14 protein-coding genes are annotated in these 17,464 nt (G+C 72.3%); 7 read left to right on the top strand and 7 right to left on the bottom strand.

Annotation, left to right across the window (positions count from 1 at the left end):
• Window positions 1-52 precede the first annotated feature (52 nt).
• Window positions 53-1,315 (top strand): glucose-1-phosphate adenylyltransferase, encoded by a 1,263-nt coding sequence (glgC, locus tag ISG29_RS08370; protein ID WP_194502969.1) that lies wholly within the window; start codon window positions 53-55, stop codon window positions 1,313-1,315.
• 120 nt (window positions 1,316-1,435) lie between these two features.
• On the opposite strand, the gene ISG29_RS08375 is transcribed toward glgC, so the two are convergent.
• The 3 genes from ISG29_RS08375 to ISG29_RS08385 form a co-directional block, all read right to left on the bottom strand.
• The gene (locus ISG29_RS08375; RefSeq protein ID WP_194502970.1) at window positions 1,436-1,729 is read right to left on the bottom strand and encodes a hypothetical protein; all 294 of its coding nucleotides are present in this window, start codon (window positions 1,727-1,729) and stop codon (window positions 1,436-1,438) included.
• A 73-nt stretch (window positions 1,730-1,802) separates the two neighbouring features.
• Window positions 1,803-3,542 (bottom strand): HNH endonuclease signature motif containing protein, encoded by a 1,740-nt coding sequence (locus tag ISG29_RS08380; RefSeq protein ID WP_194502971.1) that lies wholly within the window; start codon window positions 3,540-3,542, stop codon window positions 1,803-1,805.
• A gap of 904 nt (window positions 3,543-4,446) precedes the next feature.
• Window positions 4,447-5,046, bottom strand: coding sequence for a mismatch-specific DNA-glycosylase (locus tag ISG29_RS08385; protein WP_194502972.1), 600 nt, complete (start codon window positions 5,044-5,046; stop codon window positions 4,447-4,449).
• 52 nt (window positions 5,047-5,098) lie between these two features.
• On the opposite strand from ISG29_RS08385, the gene ISG29_RS08390 reads away from it, so the two are divergent.
• Complete coding sequence (locus ISG29_RS08390; RefSeq protein ID WP_194502973.1) at window positions 5,099-5,560, top strand: hypothetical protein; 462 nt, start codon at window positions 5,099-5,101, stop codon at window positions 5,558-5,560.
• A gap of 8 nt (window positions 5,561-5,568) precedes the next feature.
• Here ISG29_RS08390 and ISG29_RS20770 read toward each other — a convergent pair whose 3' ends face one another.
• Together ISG29_RS20770 and ISG29_RS08400 are read right to left on the bottom strand one after the other, a co-directional pair.
• On the bottom strand, window positions 5,569-6,825 hold the full coding sequence (locus tag ISG29_RS20770; RefSeq protein WP_194502974.1) for a phosphodiester glycosidase family protein: 1,257 nt from the start codon (window positions 6,823-6,825) through the stop codon (window positions 5,569-5,571).
• Window positions 6,826-6,852: 27 nt separating this feature from the next.
• Window positions 6,853-7,587, bottom strand: a complete 735-nt coding sequence (locus tag ISG29_RS08400; protein WP_194502975.1) for a matrixin family metalloprotease — start codon at window positions 7,585-7,587, stop codon at window positions 6,853-6,855.
• Between the two features lie 70 nt (window positions 7,588-7,657).
• Here ISG29_RS08400 and ISG29_RS08405 point away from each other — a divergent pair, with 70 nt between their 5' ends.
• Complete coding sequence (locus ISG29_RS08405; protein WP_194502976.1) at window positions 7,658-8,791, top strand: hypothetical protein; 1,134 nt, start codon at window positions 7,658-7,660, stop codon at window positions 8,789-8,791.
• Between the two features lie 6 nt (window positions 8,792-8,797).
• Here the strand turns inward: ISG29_RS08405 and ISG29_RS08410 are convergent, their stop codons facing one another.
• Window positions 8,798-9,703, bottom strand: a complete 906-nt coding sequence (locus ISG29_RS08410; RefSeq protein WP_194502977.1) for a M56 family metallopeptidase — start codon at window positions 9,701-9,703, stop codon at window positions 8,798-8,800.
• On the bottom strand, window positions 9,700-10,074 hold the full coding sequence (locus tag ISG29_RS08415) for a BlaI/MecI/CopY family transcriptional regulator (RefSeq protein ID WP_407940178.1): 375 nt from the start codon (window positions 10,072-10,074) through the stop codon (window positions 9,700-9,702). Before ISG29_RS08415 ends, ISG29_RS08410 begins: the two co-directional genes overlap by 4 nt.
• 83 nt (window positions 10,075-10,157) lie before the next feature.
• Between ISG29_RS08415 and ISG29_RS08420 the strand changes: the two genes are divergently transcribed.
• The 4 genes from ISG29_RS08420 (at window position 10,158) to ISG29_RS08435 (ending at window position 17,460) form a co-directional block, all read left to right on the top strand.
• Window positions 10,158-11,633, top strand: coding sequence for a cytochrome ubiquinol oxidase subunit I (locus tag ISG29_RS08420; RefSeq protein WP_194502979.1), 1,476 nt, complete (start codon window positions 10,158-10,160; stop codon window positions 11,631-11,633).
• Window positions 11,634-11,653: 20 nt separating this feature from the next.
• On the top strand, window positions 11,654-12,673 hold the full coding sequence (gene cydB / locus ISG29_RS08425) for a cytochrome d ubiquinol oxidase subunit II (protein WP_194502980.1): 1,020 nt from the start codon (window positions 11,654-11,656) through the stop codon (window positions 12,671-12,673).
• A 30-nt stretch (window positions 12,674-12,703) separates the two neighbouring features.
• Window positions 12,704-16,009, top strand: a complete 3,306-nt coding sequence (gene cydD, locus ISG29_RS08430) for a thiol reductant ABC exporter subunit CydD (RefSeq protein WP_194502981.1) — start codon at window positions 12,704-12,706, stop codon at window positions 16,007-16,009.
• Window positions 16,010-16,209: 200 nt separating this feature from the next.
• A complete protein-coding gene (locus ISG29_RS08435) occupies window positions 16,210-17,460 on the top strand; it encodes an MFS transporter (RefSeq protein ID WP_194502982.1) in 1,251 nt (416 codons plus the stop codon).
• Window positions 17,461-17,464: the final 4 nt, after the last annotated feature.

Genomic DNA, 17,464 nt, shown 5'->3' on the forward strand with positions numbered 1-17,464 from the left:
GCTACCGCTCGGCGCTGTGACGCCGGCCACGCGGCTCGATACGGTGGTCCCTATGAGCCAGACTGCCCGTGCCGCCCGACAGAAGGTGCTCGCGATCGTGCTGGCGGGGGGTGAGGGCAAGCGGCTGATGCCGCTCACGGCCGATCGTGCCAAGCCCGCGGTGCCGTTCGGCGGTATCTACCGGCTCATCGACTTCGCGCTCTCCAACGTCGTCAACTCCGGCTACCTGCGCGTCGTGGTGCTCACCCAGTACAAGTCGCACAGCCTCGACCGGCACGTCACCCAGACCTGGCGGATGAGCACGCTGCTCGGCAACTACGTGGCTCCCGTGCCGGCGCAGCAGCGCGTCGGGAAGCACTGGTATCTCGGGTCGGGCGACGCGATCTACCAGTCGCTCAACCTGATCCGCGACGAGCGCCCCGACATCGTCGTGGTCGTCGGCGCCGACCACGTCTACCGCATGGACTTCGCGCAGATGGTCGACCAGCACGTCGAGTCGGGCGCGGCCTGCACCGTCGCGGCCATCCGGCAGCCGATCGGCCTGGCCGACCAGTTCGGCGTCATCGAGGTCGACGCCGAGGAGCCCACGCGCATCCGGCAGTTCCTCGAGAAGCCGACGAACCCCACCGGGCTGCCCGACAGCCCGGGCGAGGTGCTGGCCTCGATGGGCAACTACGTCTTCGACGCCGACGCCCTGGTCGAGGCGGTCACCCGTGACGCCGACACCGACGGCTCGGGCCACGACATGGGCGGCGACATCGTGCCCGCCTTCGTGCGCCGCTCCCAGGCCGGCGTCTACGACTACAAGGACAACCAGGTGCCCGGGGCCACCGACCGCGACCGCGGCTACTGGCGCGACGTCGGAACCCTCGGCTCCTACTACGCAGCACACCTCGACCTGGTCTCGCCGCTGCCGGTCTTCAACCTCTACAACGACGAGTGGCCGATCTACACCAGCTACGGCCCGCAGCCGCCGGCCAAGCTCGTGCAGGGCGCCGACGGCACCCGAGCGAGCACCGACGAGGTGCTGCTCTCGCCGGGTGTCGTGGTCGCCGGTGGTCGCGTGTCGCGGTCGGTGCTCTCGCCCTCGGTGCGCGTCGACAGCGGTGCCGAGGTCACCGGCTCGGTGCTGATGGACGGCGTGAGCGTGGGCGCCGGTGCTGTCGTGCGCCGCTGCATCCTCGACAAGGGCGTGGTCGTCCCGCCCGGTGCCATCGTCGGCGTCGACCCCGCCGCCGACGCCGCCCGCGGATTCGTCGTCGCCGACGGCCTCACCGTGCTCGGCAAGGATCAGCCCTTTCCGGCGGGTGGGTGAGCCTGGGCTGACCGGTGGTCAAGCCAGGCGAGGCATGTCGCACCGCGGTGACCTGATAGACCGACTCGCGGCCCGACCCTACGCCGCGCGGAACGCGGCAGATGCCGGCATTGGTCGGCCTCAGAAATTCGGCAGCGACGTCGGCACCAGGACGACAAGCGCTGCTGCGATCAGGAGGCACGTGGCACACAGAACCGTTCCGGCCACCAACGCCGGGTTGCTGCGCCGCGCCCGGGCCAGAGTGAGGATGCCCACGCCGCACAGAACGGTCATCGCCATCGGGATCAGCACCTCCACCAGGGCATCGGGAACCCGGGCGAGCGACCCGGGCACCGAGGCCAGCACGAACCACAGAACGACAGTGCCCACCTGAGCCGTCGGAAGGCTTGCGCTCCGCGGCTTGGGGCCAGTCACGCGACGCAGCATCGCATCCCCGTCCCGAAGGCGCGGGAACCTGGCGCGCGTTCCTCGCGAAGCGCAGGCTGAATCAGGTGAGGTGTTCGGTGCCGTCGGGGTCGACGAGGAAGTGCCGGCCGTGGGGGCTGGTCCAGAGGTAGGTGCCGGGGCGGATGCGGCGGTAGCGCCAGCGTTTCTCTGATCGGCTTGGTTGGTGGCTGGGGCTGGGGTGGGTCTTGGCGCGGTGGTGGGTGCGGCACAGCGGCGCGAGGGTGTCGGTGGAGGTCTGGCCGGGCGGCCCGCCTTCGGTCATGGGGACGTATTCGTCGATGTGGTCGAGGTCGACGCGCAGGGCTGATCGTTGACAGAAGGGGAAGGCGCAGGTCTGGCGTTGTTCCTTGACTCGGTAGGCGATGCGGTCGGGGATCTCGTAGGCATCCACCGCGACGGTCTCGGTGAGGTCGACGACGGGCTTGACGATGACCTGGGTGTCGGGGTTGCCGGCCCAGGTCGCGACCTGGGCGTTGGTCACCGTCGCGCGGTGTGCACCGGTGGCGGTACAGACACGGGCGAGGTGGAGGCCCAGGGCACCGGTGGCGGGGTCGATGCCAGGTGTGCCGGTGCCAGTGATGGCTTCGCTGGAGAGGTGCACGTGGAGGACGAGTTGGCGGGCGGGCACGATGGCGGGGACCGTGGTGGGGAGCGTGGTGGGGAGCGTGGTGGGTTGGGGTGGTTTCGACACGCCTTCGCCTTCGGCATCCGGCGGCTCAACCACCGGCGAGGCTGGTGGTTGAGCCGTGAGGCCGTCCACCACCGGTGAGCCTGGTGGTTGAGCCGTGAGGCCGTTCACGGCCGAGCGCGTCGAAACCACCGGCGGGGCTGGTGGTTGAGCCGTGAGGCCGTTCACGGCCGAGCGCGTCGAAACCACCGGCAAGCCTGGTGGTTGAGCCGTGAGGCCGTCCACGGCCGAGCGCGTCGAAACCACACCACCGCTCACCTGACCAGCGAGGTCGAACATCGTCTGGTTCCGGGCGAGTTGACCCAGGGCGGCGGCACGTCGTTCGCCGAGGTCCAGGGGTGAGCCGAGCGCGGACTGCTCGGCGGCGAGGTGGCGGAGGGCGTGGTCGAGGTCTTCGGCATCGGCCCGGTCGAGGAGTCCGTCGAGGCGGACGAGGCCGTCGAACGCGCAGATGGCACCCGGGGTAGTCGATCGGCCGGGCTGGTCGAGCTCGATCGTGACGTGCTTGGTCGCGTGGGCGTCGGTGATCTCGGCCTCGTGCGTTTCGGGTTCGTAGCGGGCGATCGCGTCCGCGACGAGACCGTCCAGGGCACGCAGGCCGGTCTTGTGTGCGATGGGTGCGATCATCCGGTCTACAAAGGCGGCAGCATCGGCACCGACCTTCATCGTCTCTTCGGCGATGCGGCGTACCCGCCACGGAGCCACCCGCCCCGATGTCATGGCCTCCCACAGCAGTGGGAGGCGGAACCGGGTCTCCATCACCACACCCACGAACGCCCGACCAGAAGCATCCGATCGCCCCAGGGCGGTGGCGAGCTCGATGATCGCGAACTCCGCCACCAGCGGCGTCCCCGGGCCACCGGCCCCGATGAGCCGGTCACCACCCTCGACGTCATACGCGGCCAGCAGCTCATCGGTCACCACACCCAGCGGACCACCGGCCACACAGTCCGGCACGTGGCCCTCGGCGTGGGCGGTGCACCAGTCAGCGGCTGCCTCCCACATCCGCACCTCGGCGGCCTGGGCTTCGCGTTGCGCCGACACCGCACATGCCAGCAGCCCTGAGGGCTGGGGTGCGGAAGACGGCGTCATGACCCGATTCTAGTCGAACACCAGTTCTATCTGAAGGTCTGGCGGTGAACTGTGGAGGAGATGTTGCCTTGCCCGTTGCGGGGTTTCGACGCGCTCGTCGCTGGCGCTCCTCACGGCTCAACCACCGGTGCGTCAGCGCGGTGTGGGGTTTCGACGCGCTCGGCCGTGGACGGCCTCACGGCTCAACCACCGGACGACGGGCTCGTGGCTGGTGCTCCTCACGGCTCGACCACCGGTGCGTCAGCGCGGTGTGGGGTTTCGACGCGCTCGTCGCTGGCGCTCCTCACGGCTCAACCACCGGCGGTGTCGCTCGGTTTCGACGCGCTCGTCGCTGGCGCTCCTCACGGCTCAACCACCGGCGGTGTCGCTCGGTTTCGACGCGCTCGTCGCTGGCGCTCCTCACGGCTCAACCACCGGTGCGCCAGCGCCGCGCGGGGTTTCGACGCGCTCGGCCGTGGACGGCCTCACGGCTCAACCACCGGTGCGTCAGCGCCGTGCGGGGTTTCGACGCGCTCGGCCGTGGACGGCCTCACGGCTCAACCACCGGACGACGCGCTCGGCCGTGGACGGCCTCACGGCTCAACCACCGGACGACGGGCTCGTGGCTGGTGCTCCTCGCGGCTCGACCAGCGGCGGTGTCGCTCGGTTTCGACGCGCTCGTCGCTGGCGCTCCTCACGGCTCAACCACCGGCGGTGTCGCTCGGTTTCGACGCGCTCGTCGCTGGCGCTCCTCACGGCTCAACCACCGGTGCGTCAGCGCGGTGTGGGGTTTCGACGCGCTCGGCCGTGGACGGCCTCACGGCTCAACCACCGGACGACGGGCTCGTGGCTGGTGCTCCTCACGGCTCGACCAGCGGTGCGTCAGCGCTGCGCGCCGGCTCGCTGGTCGACTACCGGCGGAGGGTCAGGGGCCGATCAGTCCGGCGGCGTGGGCCACCTCGACGTAGGCTGCGGCGAGGGTCGCGGTCGTCTCGTGGGCGTTGAGGCCGCTGGGGTTGGGCACGACCCACAGCTCGGACTCCGCCGGCCATCCCTCGGGACCGTCGCTCTGACGCCCCTGCCGTGCCTTCGGCACGCCGAACGCCTGCCGGTAGGCGGTGACCCCGGCGACCGCGACCACCGCGGGCCGGCGCTCGCGCACGAGGGCGAGCAGGCGTCGTCCACCCTCGGCGAGCTCAGGCGCCGAGAGCTCGGAGGCCTTCGCGGTGGCCCGCGGCGCGAGGTTGGTGATGCCGAGGCCGGCGGCGGTGAACCGGGCGCGGTCGGCGTCCGTCATGCCGTCCGCGGCATCGACGGGCTCGTCGATCACGCCCCCGAGCAGGAGGGCGGGGTAGAAGCGGTTGCCGGGGTGCGCGAAGTGCGTGCGGGTGGCGGCGGTCCACAGCCCGGGGTTGATGCCGACGAAGAGCAGCCGCAGCGGCCGGTCCGGCGCGGGCAACAGGTCGGGCACCTCGGCGTCGCGGTAGGACTCGAGCTCGGCGCGGGTGAAGGTCGTGCGGGCCACGCCTCACCCTCGCACCCATGGCGCGGAACCGGCTGGCAGGGTGGGGCGTCCCATGACCATGACCACATCTCGGACTCGGATCCTGCTGACGGCCCTGCTGCTCGCCATTTTCGCCACGGCCACCGCGTGCGGTGAGGACGAGGCGGACGGTCCCTCCAGCCCGACCATCGTCGACGTCGACGTCGTGGCCCAGAAGATCGTCTCGGCCCCGGGAGCCGGAACCGTGGGTGACCAGGCCCTCGACGTGACCGATCCCGCCGACCTTCGAGGCTGGAGCAAGGCCCTGCCCGCTCCGGTGCGGCAGCAGGTGAGGCAGGCGGCGCAGGCGATGCAGGTGCCCGAGGGCCGCCACCTCTACGCGCAGGTGGTGCGGGTCGGGTGCGAGACCGCACCGAGCATCGAGATCGACGGCGGCACCGGCAAGAACTCGGCCGTGCGGTTCGTGGCGCCCACCGAGGCACCGAACATCGACTGCATCACCGCGCTCACCAGCGTCGCGCTCGTCGTGCTCTGAGCTGACGTTCAGGGCTTGCGGTAGGTCACGACCAGGGCGTTGGCCACGCGGCGCAGGAACCCGTCGGACGGCGTGTTGGCGACGCGCAGCGCGTCGTCCCGCTTGCGCACCATGGTGCTCGAGCCCCCGCCGTCGAGATTGAGTGCCTCGTCGGCGCCGAGCGTCTGCATCATCGACGCGAGCTCGACCATCGTGTAGCCGCGGCTCTTCTCCGAGCGTCCGTCGACGACGAGGATCAGCAGCTGGTGGGTGTCGCGATCGATGCCGACCGCGGTGCGTGGGGCCAGCGTGGAGTCGTCGACGGCCTTAACGACGCCGTCGTCGATGAGCAGGACGCTGCCGGTGATGACCAGGCGCGGCCGACCCGGCAGGTGGTAGGTCGCGGCGACCCGGCCCTTGCCGAGCCGACGCAGCTGTGTGGCGCCGGGGCCACGGCCGACCAACACCATGCCGCGGATGGCCCGCCCCGCGAAGGGCTGGGCCCGATTGGCGACGATCCGGCCGTTCACGACGTCGAGGAACCGCACCCGCTGTCGTTGCTGCTGCACCGCGTCGTAGCCCGGCGCGCGACCCCAGCGAGGCGTGTAGACACCGATGCCGCCCGGCAGCACGAAATGGGAGTTGACGTTGGTGACCTTCGCCTTCGGGTGCCCGACGAGATGCCCGCGCAGTGGCAGCTGGCCGAACTCGACGCGCCCCTTGCGCGTGACGTAGAAGGCGTTGTTCCAGCCGCTGCGGCGGGCGTTGAAGAGGCCACGCACGGGGGAGCGGCTCACGCCCAGCGGGGCGCCGGTCTTGCCGATGTCGTAGAAGTCGCCGTTGACGCCGCCGACGGCGAACGCCCGGGAGCGCACCAGGTCGGGCACGGTGTCCACCGCGGCTACGTGGCCGGGGTTCACGACGTCGAGACCGACGCCCCTGACGTCGAGGTCGACCGAGAGCAGGTGCGCGCGGATCGGCCCGCGGGCATCGGTCTGGGTCCACGACCGGTACACGACGCCGGGCGCCACCCGTGCACGGCTGACACCCGAACGCGTCGTCGGCGTCTGATCGCCAGGAGCGATGCGCGGAGCGGGCGATCCCTCGCTGCGGTCGGAGGAGACCCGTCCCTCGTGGCCGGTGCCCTGGTGTCGACCGGGCGCGAGCTGCGCAGCGCCGTCGCGCGCCGGGAGACCGGTGGCGGCAGCAGAGAGGGGCAGGCTGACGGCGAGAGCGGCCGCGATCAGGCGTGCCGACCGTGCCGCCGTGGGGAAGCGGGGAAGCACGTCACCAGGGTAAAACGCCGCGGCGGCTCAGCAGGTCACCGCGCCGAGCCGGGCGAGTCCCTCGCGGTCGCCCGGCCCCAGCGTGCGCCGCTGGAGCGTGCCGCCGTACATCAGCTCGCGGGGGTCGTCGACGTGGGCGAGGCCGACGACGTGACCGAGCTCGTGCACGACGATGGCCCGCATCTCGACCCGGCCATCGGGGGTGTCGCGCAGGTCGTCGAACGCGTCGGAGTCGAGCACCACGCTGCCCCGGGTGAACCAGGCGCGGTCCCCGGGCGCCTGGGTCCACGAGCTGCCGCCCAGGCCGGCGACCGAGCCGGCGAGGTCCGGGGTGGCGCTCGCGTCCGACCACTCGACCAGCACCGGGAGCGGGCCGCTCTGGGTGCGGTCGGCGTCGCGCTCGTCGGTCGTGCCGTCGTAGCGGAAGCGGAGCCCCGTGGCGCGCTGCATCGTGCGCACGGCCGCGCCCACGACGAGCTGCCAGTTCGGCGGGGCACCCGCCGGGTTGACCTCGTAGGGCACCGGCTCGCAGGGCGACCAGGCGACGGGTGTGCCGGGATCGCCGTCCTGGGTCTTGAAGAACGCGAACGCCCCGTGGGCGCGCACCCGCACCGGTGCGTCCAGGCGATGGGGTTCGGGGGCCGTGAGGTCGTCGATGCGCTCCTGCATCACCCTCGGGTTGCCGAGGAGCACGCCCACGACGGCGACCAGCGCCAGGGCGAGGATCGGCAGCAGGATGCTGCGGTTCCGGTCGTGGCGCATCGGGTCACCCTTCCCCGAAGCGGCGCTGCTTGCACTTTCCCGGTGGTGAAATCGGTGGTCTGATGCGCTGGTGAGGTCTGCCGCGTTCTGCCGTGTCGTCCCCACGTGGCTGAGCACCGCCGTGGTGGCGGCCCTGCTCGCCGTCGCCGCCCCGGCGAGCGCCGACGACCCACAGCCGGTGCCGTCGTGGGGCCCCAGTGAGCAGCGCCCCTGGGAGCTGGCCACCCATGAGCAGCGCACCTACTCCTTCCACGTCGTGGGCACGGGTACGCCCAGCACGACGACCATCACGGTCACCGGTGACGGCGTGGGTGCGCAGGTGCCGGCCCAGTCGGTCGACAGCACCGACGACGTCGACGTGCCGATCCGGTTCACCGCGACCCCGGGGGCACACCACGTGACCGTCGCTTTCGACCGTGACGGCTACGCCACCAGGATCTTGACCTACACGGTCTGGGCCGACGGCGACGGCGGCCCCCACCTCGATGGGCACGACTCCCTGGCCCGCCAGCGCTGGGTCGACGACGTGCGCACCTACTCCGAGGGGCGGGTGCAGCACTACCACGCGGTGGTGTTCTTCATCGACGACACCTGGGCGTATGCCGACCGGCCCTACGTGGGCTGGCCGCGCGGTGGCGTGCCCGCCCGATGCAGCTCTGCCGTGCCCGGCTGCGTGCACTACTGGTACGACGCCGCGTCGGGCTTCGTCGAGCTCGACCACACCGCCATCGGCGCCGTGGTGCACCCCGACCCGGGAGCAGACCTCGACGCGAAGCTGGGCGACGACCTCTACGTCGACGGCATGATCCCGTGGGGCGACGAGTGGGACGACGGCAATGCGCTGCTCACCCGCCGGCTCGGGTTCTACGGCGCCGGGCACCGGCTCCAGGGCACCTGGCAGTGGTTGGACCGCAACGACATGCCCGAGAACATCGGCGAGGTGCGGCTGCGGCTGTGGCGCGACGGCCGCTACGTGCTGCGCACGCAGTACGACATCGACGACCACTGGGCGGTGCGCCGCGGGCACTACCGCCTGGGTCGGTACGGCCTCCTGCGGCTGCACCGGGGCGCGAAGACGCGCAAGCTCACGATGGCGGTGTGCCTCGACGAGACCACCGGCGCGAAGGCGCCGCAGGAGTGCCTGGCCATCGGCATGCTCGACGTGGGCATGGCCGGCGGCGGGATCTTCCTCCCCCTGACCTGAATCGGCTCACCACAGCGAGAGCAGCCACGGCAGCGCCACGAGCACGGTCGGGACGGCGAGCACGGCCGCAGCGCCCGCGTAGAGGGTCGCCGCGAGCACGCGGTGCGAGCGGTCGTCGCGCAGCCGCTCGACGCGGGCCACCACGGCGAAACCACCGGCGGCCAGTGCGCCGAGCTGCTCGGGGCCGGCCGCGACGGTGGCCAGGGCCCGGCCCAGCGGCTTGGCGCCGGTTCGGCGGCGGGCGTCGTCGTCGGCCAGCATCTCGACGAGCAGCCGCACCTGCTCCAGGGCGGCGCTGCTCGACACGACGGCCGGGAACGCCTGGTGCAGCACGGTGAAGGCCTCGAGCACCAGATCATGACGGGCGCGCAGGTGCGCGCGCTCGTGGGCGAGCACGGCCTCGAGCTCGTCGGGGGCCAGCAGGTCGAGCGCCGCCTCGCTGAGCACGAGTCGGTGCCGGCGCACCGCGGGCAGGCAGTAGGCCAGCGGGGCACCGTGCTCGATGATGCGCAGGTCCGACCCACCCAGCTCGGGGGTGTCCGGGTCGGCCCGCGAGGCCAACAGGTCGACGAGGTCGCGGTGCTGGCGTCGGCGGGTGCGGGTGCGGGTGCCGACCAGGTGGGCGGTCAGCAGCAGCCGGCCGATGACCAGTGCCGTCACCGCGAGCGCGATCGTGGCGACCACGCTTCGCCAGGGGCCGGGGTGCAGGCTGAGTCCGGCACCGGGGTTGAGGGCCGAGGTCACCAGCGAGAGCGACGCGCCGAGGGCGGCCAGCACGGCCGCCAGCGCGATCGCCTGCCACAGCACGAGGGCGGCGCGGGGAGCCCGGTGCAGGACGCCGACCCGCGCCAGCCCGGGCGGCACCGCGCCGCTGAGCAGCACCGCGAGCAGCGCGAGGACGACGGGGGTCACGGCTGGTCCTCGAGTGCGGCCAGCGCGCGGCGCAGAGCCTCGCGCTCCTCCTCGCCGGCCTCGGTCACGAACGCGACCAGCGCGGTGCCGCGGTCGTCGACCGAGAACTCGGCCAGCGCGTCGCGCATCAGGTCGGCGGTCATGGCGGCCCGGGTGCCCGCCGCCCGGTAGACGAAGGCGCGTCCCTCGCGGCTGCGGGTCACGAGATCCTTCTTCGCCATGCGGTCGAGGACGGTCATGACGGTGGTGTAGGCCAGGTCGCGATCGAGCGCCAGGGCGGTGTGGATGTCGCGCACCGAGAGTGGCTCCGTGGCTGCCCACAGCACGTCGAGGGCGGCTCGCTCCAGTTCGCCGAGAGATCGCAGTGGCACGCCGTACATCGTACCTACGTTGCGTAGTACTACGAAGCGTAGTAGTAATGGGGGCACAGGATCTTGCCTCGAGAGGAGCGTCCATGGACCTCACCGATGTCGCCCGGCTCCAGTTCGCCGCCACGACCGTCTACCACTTCCTCTTCGTGCCGCTCACGATCGGGCTCACGGGCGTCGTCGCCGCGTTCGAGACCAGCTGGCTGCGCACGAAGAACCCCGAGTACCTCCGGCTCACGAAGTTCTTCGGCAAGCTGATGCTCATCAACTTCGCCATCGGCGTCGTGACCGGCATCGTGCAGGAGTTCCAGTTCGGCATGAACTGGTCGAGCTACTCCCGTTTCGTCGGCGACATCTTCGGTGCGCCCCTGGCGATCGAGGGCCTGTTGGCGTTCTTCCTCGAGTCGACGTTCCTGGGCCTGTGGATCTTCGGGTGGGACCGGCTCCCGCGTGGTCTGCACGCCACCACCATGTGGCTCACCCACATCGGCACCCTCTTCTCGGCCTACTTCATCCTCGCCGCCAACTCCTGGATGCAGCACCCGGTCGGCTACGCCTACAACCCCGACACCGGTCGCGCCGAGCTGCACGACTTCGGGGCGGTCATGTTCAACAAGGTGCAGCTGGTGACGTTCCCCCACGTGATCCTGGCGGCGTACATGACCGCCGGTGCGTTCGTCGTCGGTGTCTCCGGCTGGCTCTACCTGCGCGAGGCGCGACGTCCGGAGCAGACCGACGCGGTCGCCGTCGAGCGCAGCCTCTACCGGCGCGGCATCCGCATCGGCGCCGTCGTCACGCTGATCGCGAGTCTCGGCGTCGCGATCTCCGGCGACGTCCAAGGCAAGATCATGACCGAGGTGCAGCCGATGAAGATGGCGGCCGCCGAGGCGCTCTACGACACCGAGCAGCCGGCGTCGTTCTCGATTCTCACGATCGGCACCCCCGACGGGCAGAGCGAGAAGTTCGCGATCAAGATCCCGAAGCTGCTCTCGTTCCTCGCCACGGGCGAGTTCGACGGGCGGGTGCAGGGCATCAACGAGTTGCGCGCGCAGTACGAGCAGCAGTACGGCCAGGATCCCGGTGCGGCGTACTACGCCGCCGACGGGTATGTGCCGAACATCCCCCTCACGTACTGGTCCTTCCGCTACATGATCGGCGTCGGCATGCTCGGAGCCCTGCTCGCTGCGGGTCTGCTGTGGCTCACCCGCAAGAACAAGGCGCCGACCGGCCGCTGGTGGCCGGCCCTGGCGGTCGCCACCCCGGTGCTCGTGACCCTCGGCAGCTCGTTCGGCTGGATCTTCACCGAGGCGGGCCGCCAGCCGTGGGCGGTGTTCGGCCTGATGAGCGTCGACCAGGCCGTCTCCGCCAGCGTCACCGGCTACGAGGTGTGGACCTCGCTCATCGTGTTCACCGTGCTCTACGCCGTGCTCGCCGTCATCGAGCTGCGGCTGCTCGCGACCTTCGTACGGATGGGCGCGCCCGCGTTCTCCGAGCCGCCCACGCCGTCGCTGCGGCGTACCGACGACGACACCGACGACGCCCCCATGGCGTTCGCCTACTGACCCGCCGAGGAGATCTCGTCATGGAACTGACCACCGTCTGGTTCATCCTCATCACGGTCCTCTGGATCGGCTACCTGGCCCTGGAGGGCTTCGACTTCGGCGTCGGCATGCTGCTGCCGGTGCTCGCCAAGGGCGAGACGGAGCGCCGGGTGCTCTACAACACCGTCGGCCCGGTCTGGGACGGCAACGAGGTCTGGGTGCTCGTCGCCGGCGGCGCGACCTTCGCCGCGTTCCCGAACTGGTACGCCACCATGTTCAGCGGCTTCTACCTCGCGCTGCTGCTCATCTTGGTGGCGCTCATCGTGCGCAACCTCGCTTTCGAGTACCGCGGCAAGCGCACCGACCCGGTCTGGCGTGCCCGCTGGGACGCCGCACTCACCGTCGGCTCGTTCGTGCCGGCGCTGCTGTGGGGCGTCGCCCTGGCCAACGTCGTGCGCGGTGTGCCGATCGACGCCGACCAGGAGTTCACCGGCTCCCTGCTGACCCTGCTCAACCCGTTCGGCCTGCTCGGCGGGCTGGTCACGCTCACCGTGTTCTTGACCCACGGCGCGATCTTCATCTCGCTCAAGACCGACGGCGACATCCGGCACCGGGCGCGGGCGTTCGCACTGCGCACCGGCGTCGTGGCCGCCGTCTTGGCCGTCGCCTTCCTGCTCTGGGCCCAGGCGATGACCGGCAGCGCGCTCTCCGGTGTGCTGTTCGTGCTCGGCGCCCTGGCGCTCGTGGGCGGGCTGGTCGCCATCTGGAGGGGCCGTGAGGGGTGGGCGTTCACCGGCACCTTCGCCTCCATCGCCTGCGTGGTGGCGGGGCTCTTCGCCGCGCTGTTCCCCGACGTGATGCCGTCGTCGACCAGCGCCGCCTACTCCCTCACCACCACCAACGCCGCGGCCACGCACTACACGCTCGTGGTGATGACGGTGGTGGCGCTGGTCTTCACCCCGATCGTGCTCGCCTACCAGGCCTGGAGCTACTGGGTGTTCCGGCGCCGCCTCACCGTGCACCACATCCCCGCCGACGTGCCCGGCGTCTCCCACGCCTGACCACCCGACCGCCCCGGGAGGAGCCCTGAGATGAAGCCCGTCGACCCCCGTGCCGTCCGCCGGCTGCGCCCGGCCGCAGTGCCGCTGGCGGGTGTGCTCGGCGGCAACGTCGCCGGCGGACTGCTCGTGGTGGCCCAGGCGTTCGCGGTGGCGGCGCTCGTGGTCGACGTCGTCGAGGGCCGGGCCTGGCGCTCTGCCGCACTGGCCGTCGTGCTGGTCGGTGTCGGGCGGGGGCTGGTGACCCTGCTGGTCGACTCGTGCGCGCAGGCGGCCGCTGGCCGGGTTTCCCTCGGCCTGCGGGGCGAGGTGATGGCCGCGGCCGGGCGCTCGAGCGGCGTCCGCCCCGACGACCTGACCCTGCTGGCCACCCGCGGGGTGGCGGCGGCCGAGCCCTACGTCACCCGCTACCTGCCCGCCTTCGCGACGGCCCTCGTGCTGCCGGTGCTGATCGTGCTCGCGGTGGCCTCCCAAGACGTCTGGTCGGCCCTGGTGCTGGTGCTCACCCTGCCGCTGGTGCCGCTGTTCGCGGCGCTCGTGGGGCTGCGCACGCAGGACTCCGCTGACCGGCAGTGGCACGCGTTGAGCCTGCTGTCGGGACACTTCCTCGACCTGGTGCGCGGGCTGCCCACGCTGGTCGCCTACGGCCGGGCCGAGGGCCAGGGGGCGCGCGTGCGCGCGATCACCGAGCGGTACCGCCGCGCTTCGGCCGAGACGTTGCGCCTCGGATTCGCCTCCGGTGCGGTGCTCGAGCTGGTCGCGACGCTGTCGGTGGCCGTGGTGGCCGTCACCGTCGGACTGCGGCTGGCCGCCGGCAGCGTGGGCCTGGGCACCGCGCTCGTGGTGCTGCTGCTCGCACCGGAGGCCTTCTGGCCCTGGCGCCGGGTGGGTGCGGAGTTCCATGCTGCCGCCGAGGGGGTCGCGACGTTCGCGTCGATCGACGCTCTCTCCTCCAGCCTCTCCCCCTGGGGCTGGACTCCCGCTCCGGATCCCTCGGTCCACCGCCAGGGGGTCGGGGATCCGGAGCGGCTCGCCTCGCCGGCGATCGATCCCGTTCCGATCGTGCTCGACGACGTGCGTGTCACCTATCCGGGTCGCACGACACCGGCGCTGGTGCTCGACCACGCCGTCGTGCCGCCCACGGGTATCACCGCCGTGGTCGGGGCGTCGGGTTCCGGCAAGTCCACCCTGCTCGCCCATCTGATCGACCGTCTCGATCCCCGCCTGCTGGCCCAGGTACCGCAACGGCCGTGGATCCTGCCCGGCACCGTGGGAGAGAACGTGTCGCTCGGGCGCCCCGACGCCTCCGAGCCGGAGATCCTCGCCGCCCTCGACGCCGTCGAGCTACCCGTGGACTCGCTCCCTGACGGGCTCGCCACGAGACTCGGCGACGACGGCCTGGGCCTCTCGGCCGGGCAGGCGGCGCGGCTCGCGCTGGCTCGCGTGGTGCTGGCGCGGCGTCCGTACGTGCTGCTCGACGAACCCACCGCCCACCTCGACGACGACACCGAGGCGGTGCTGCTGCGCACCCTGCGCCGTCTTGCGACCACGGCCACCGTCATCGTGGTCGCACACCGCCCGGCCGTGGTCGAGGCCGCCGACCACGTGATCGCCCTCGAGGTGCCGGACGCCGGACCTGGTGCCGCATCGGCGGGTGCCGTCCGGCTCGCGGAGTCGGCGCCGGAGGCCGAGGAGGCGCCGGAGCCGGCCTCTCGGTTCTGGCTCTCGGTCCTGCTCGGCTCGGGTTCGGCCCTCGCCGGCATCGCCCTGACCGCCACCGCGGGATGGCTGATCGCCCGCTCCGCCCAGCACCCCGAGGTGCTGACCCTGCTGGTGGCCATCGTGGGGGTGCGCACGTTCGGCATCGCCCGTCCGGCCCTGCGCTACGCCGAGCGGATCGTCTCCCACGACCACGCCCTGCTGCTGCTGGCGCGTCGGCGAGCCGAGGTCTACGCCGCCCTGGTGCCGCTCGTGCCGGCCCGGCTCGGACGTCGCCGCGGTGATCTGCTGGCCGGCATCGTCGACGACGTCGACGCCGTGGTCGACGAGCGGCTGCGGGTGCGGCTGCCGGTCTGGACGTCGCTGGTCACCGGCCTCGTGACGGCCGGGATCCTCGTACCGATCTCCTGGCGCGCGGCAGTGGCGGCGCTGGTCGTGGTGCTGGTGGCGCTGGTGGCCGCCGGCCTGGCCCGCTGGGCCACGGCCCGCGCGGAGCGGGGGTTCGTGCACGCGCGCGCCGATCTGGGCACGGAGGTCGAGACCGCCGTCGCCGCTGCCCGCCAGCTGCGGCTGTGGCAGGCAGACGACGCGGCCCGCCGCCGGGTCGACGCCCGGGGTCGGTCCCTGGCCGCGCACGCGGCGACCTCGGCTCGCGGCGCCGCGCTGGCCCGGGCCGTCGTCGTGGTCGCCGGGCTCGCGGGCGTGGCGGCATCCGGCGCCGCGCTGCACGAGCAGGCGGGCACGATCGGCGGACCCGTCGCCGCGTTGCTGCTGCTCGTGCCGCTCGCGCTCGCCGAGGCGATGGCGCCGGTCGTCGACGCTGCGGTCGTCTCCGTGCGCACCCGCGCCGCGCGAGAGCGGCTCGATGCCCTCGCGGCGACGACCCCGGCCGTGGCCGAGCCCGTGACGCCGGCGCGCGTCGCCGACGCGCGACCCCTTGCGCTGCACCGAGTGGCGACGGGCTGGGGCGAGCGCGACGTGCTCGTCGACGTGTCACTCGGGCTCGAGGCGGGGGAGACCTTGGTCGTGACCGGTCCGTCGGGGTGCGGCAAGTCGACCCTGGCCGCGCTGCTCGCGGCGCAGGTGCCGGTGCGCAGCGGCACCTACACGCTGGCCGGTGCGGCGTCGTCCGACCTGGGACCGGCGGAGGTACGCCGGCACGTGCTGCTCGCCGACGCCGAGCCGCACGTGTTCGCCACCTCGGTGCGCGAGAACCTGCGGCTGGCCCGCCCCGGGTGTGCCGACGACGTCATCGTCGACGCGCTGGCGCGCGCCGGCCTCGAGGGATGGATGGCCGGGCTGCCGGCCGGGCTCGACACACTCCTGGCCGGCGACGGCTCGCTCTCGGGCGGTGAGCGGGCGCGCCTGGGCGCGGCGCGTGCGTTCCTCGCCGAGCCCGACGTGCTCGTGCTCGACGAGCCGACCGCCCACCTCGACCGGGCCACGGCCGACGCGCTGGCCGACGCCGTGCTCGCCGACGGTGCGCGGCACGAGCGAGCGCTGGTGTGGGTCGGCCACGACGCGACGACGCTCAAGTTGGGACGAGAGGATCCCGCGCGGATCCTGGTACTGGGGGAGGCCCGCCCTAGAGCGTCTCGGCGGCCCGCAGCACGGGCCTGAGCAGGTCGGCCAGCCGGCGTCGGTGACCTGCACGTAGGCCTTGCGCCGGTCCTCCTCCGAGGGGATGCGTCGCGCCCGGTAGTGCCCCATGTGGGAGATGAGGGTCACGATCGCCTCCACGTCGTGGTCGAAGGGGATGTCGGACCACCCCGGTCGACCGTTCGTTGCCGGATGATTCGGTGGCGAAGTAGTTTGCCCGCGTGCATCGGACGCTCGGACCGCTCGCCCACCCGGACTTCAGGTGGCTCACCCTCGGCGCGACGATCAGCCGCGCCGGTACGGCGCTGACGGTGGTGGCCCTGGCCTTCGCCGTCCTCGACCTGGGTGGCTCGGCCAGTGACCTCGGGCTCGTGGTCGGGGCGTACGCCCTCACCGAGGTGATCACGACGCTGCTCGGCGGCGTGCTGGGTGACCGGGTGCCTCGGCAGGTAATGCTCGAGGGCGCCTCGGTCGCCTCCGCGCTCGGTCACGCCGTCATCGCCGCGAGCCTCCTCGGCGGGTGGGCGAGCCTGCCGCTGCTCGCCGTCCTGGGCATGGCCAACGGAGTCTTCAGTGCCCTCGGCGGCCCGAGCTCGCAGGCGATGACCCCGTTGACCGTGCCCGCGGCCGAGCTGAGCCGGGCCATCGCCGTCCGGCGGATCAGCGCCAACCTCGCGACGATCGGCGGCTTCAGCCTGGCGGGCCTCCTCGTCGCCTGGTGGGGTGCCGGCGCCGTGATCGCTCTGGACGCCGCGAGCTACCTGCTGGCCGCGCTCTGCTTCTGGCGGCTGCGGGTGCCGCAGGTGCTGCCCGAGCAGCACACCTCGATGCTGAGCGACCTCACCGTCGGGCTGCGCGAGGTGCGCCGGCACGCGTGGCTGTGGCTGCTCATCGGCCAAGCGCTGCTCTACCACCTCTTCTTCGGCGGTGCCCAGGGCGTGCTCGGCCCGATCGTCGTCGGTGACGACTTCGGCCGCGAGGCGTGGGGCTGGGCGCTCGCGGCGCTCATGGGCGGTTTCGTCGTCGGTGGGCTCCTCACCCTGCGTTGGCGGCCGCGCCACGCCCTCTTCGTCGGCACGGTGTGCCTGAGCCTCACGGCGTGCTTCCCCCTCGCCATGGCGTGGTCGCCGACGGTCGCCGGGGTGCTCGTCGGGGCGTTCCTGCACGGGCTCGGTCTGGAGATCTTCTCGGTGTGGTGGGACACCTCGATCCAGCAGCAGATCCCGCCCGAGACGCTGGCCCGCGTGTACTCCCTCGACATGGTCGGCTCGTTCGTGATGCGACCCGTGGGCCTGGCGCTGACCGGACCCGTGGCCGAGCTCGTCGGGCTGCGCACGTGGCTGGTCGTCATCGGACTCGTCATCGGCGTCAGTTCGCTGCTCACCTGCCTCGTGCCGGACGTGCGGAACCTGGTGCGACGCGAGGAGGGCGCGGAACCGGAACGTGGCGCCGCCGAGCCGATCACGGCCTAGGGTC

This window comes from Nocardioides acrostichi (genome assembly GCF_015319165.1).
Classification (GTDB): Bacteria; Actinomycetota; Actinomycetes; order Propionibacteriales; family Nocardioidaceae; genus Nocardioides; species Nocardioides acrostichi.

Bases quoted from the DNA above. Each gene is read 5' to 3' on its own strand.
- glgC (WP_194502969.1), top strand. From the start codon at position 53: ATGAGCCAGACTGCCCGTGCCGCCCGACAGAAGGTGCTCGCGATCGTG.
- ISG29_RS08380 (WP_194502971.1), bottom strand. From the start codon at position 3,542: ATGACGCCGTCTTCCGCACCCCAGCCCTCAGGGCTGCTGGCATGTGCG.
- ISG29_RS08390 (WP_194502973.1), top strand. From the start codon at position 5,099: ATGACCATGACCACATCTCGGACTCGGATCCTGCTGACGGCCCTGCTG.
- ISG29_RS08400 (WP_194502975.1), bottom strand. From the start codon at position 7,587: ATGCGCCACGACCGGAACCGCAGCATCCTGCTGCCGATCCTCGCCCTG.
- ISG29_RS08420 (WP_194502979.1), top strand. From the start codon at position 10,158: ATGGACCTCACCGATGTCGCCCGGCTCCAGTTCGCCGCCACGACCGTC.
- cydB (WP_194502980.1), top strand. From the start codon at position 11,654: ATGGAACTGACCACCGTCTGGTTCATCCTCATCACGGTCCTCTGGATC.
- cydD (WP_194502981.1), top strand. From the start codon at position 12,704: ATGAAGCCCGTCGACCCCCGTGCCGTCCGCCGGCTGCGCCCGGCCGCA.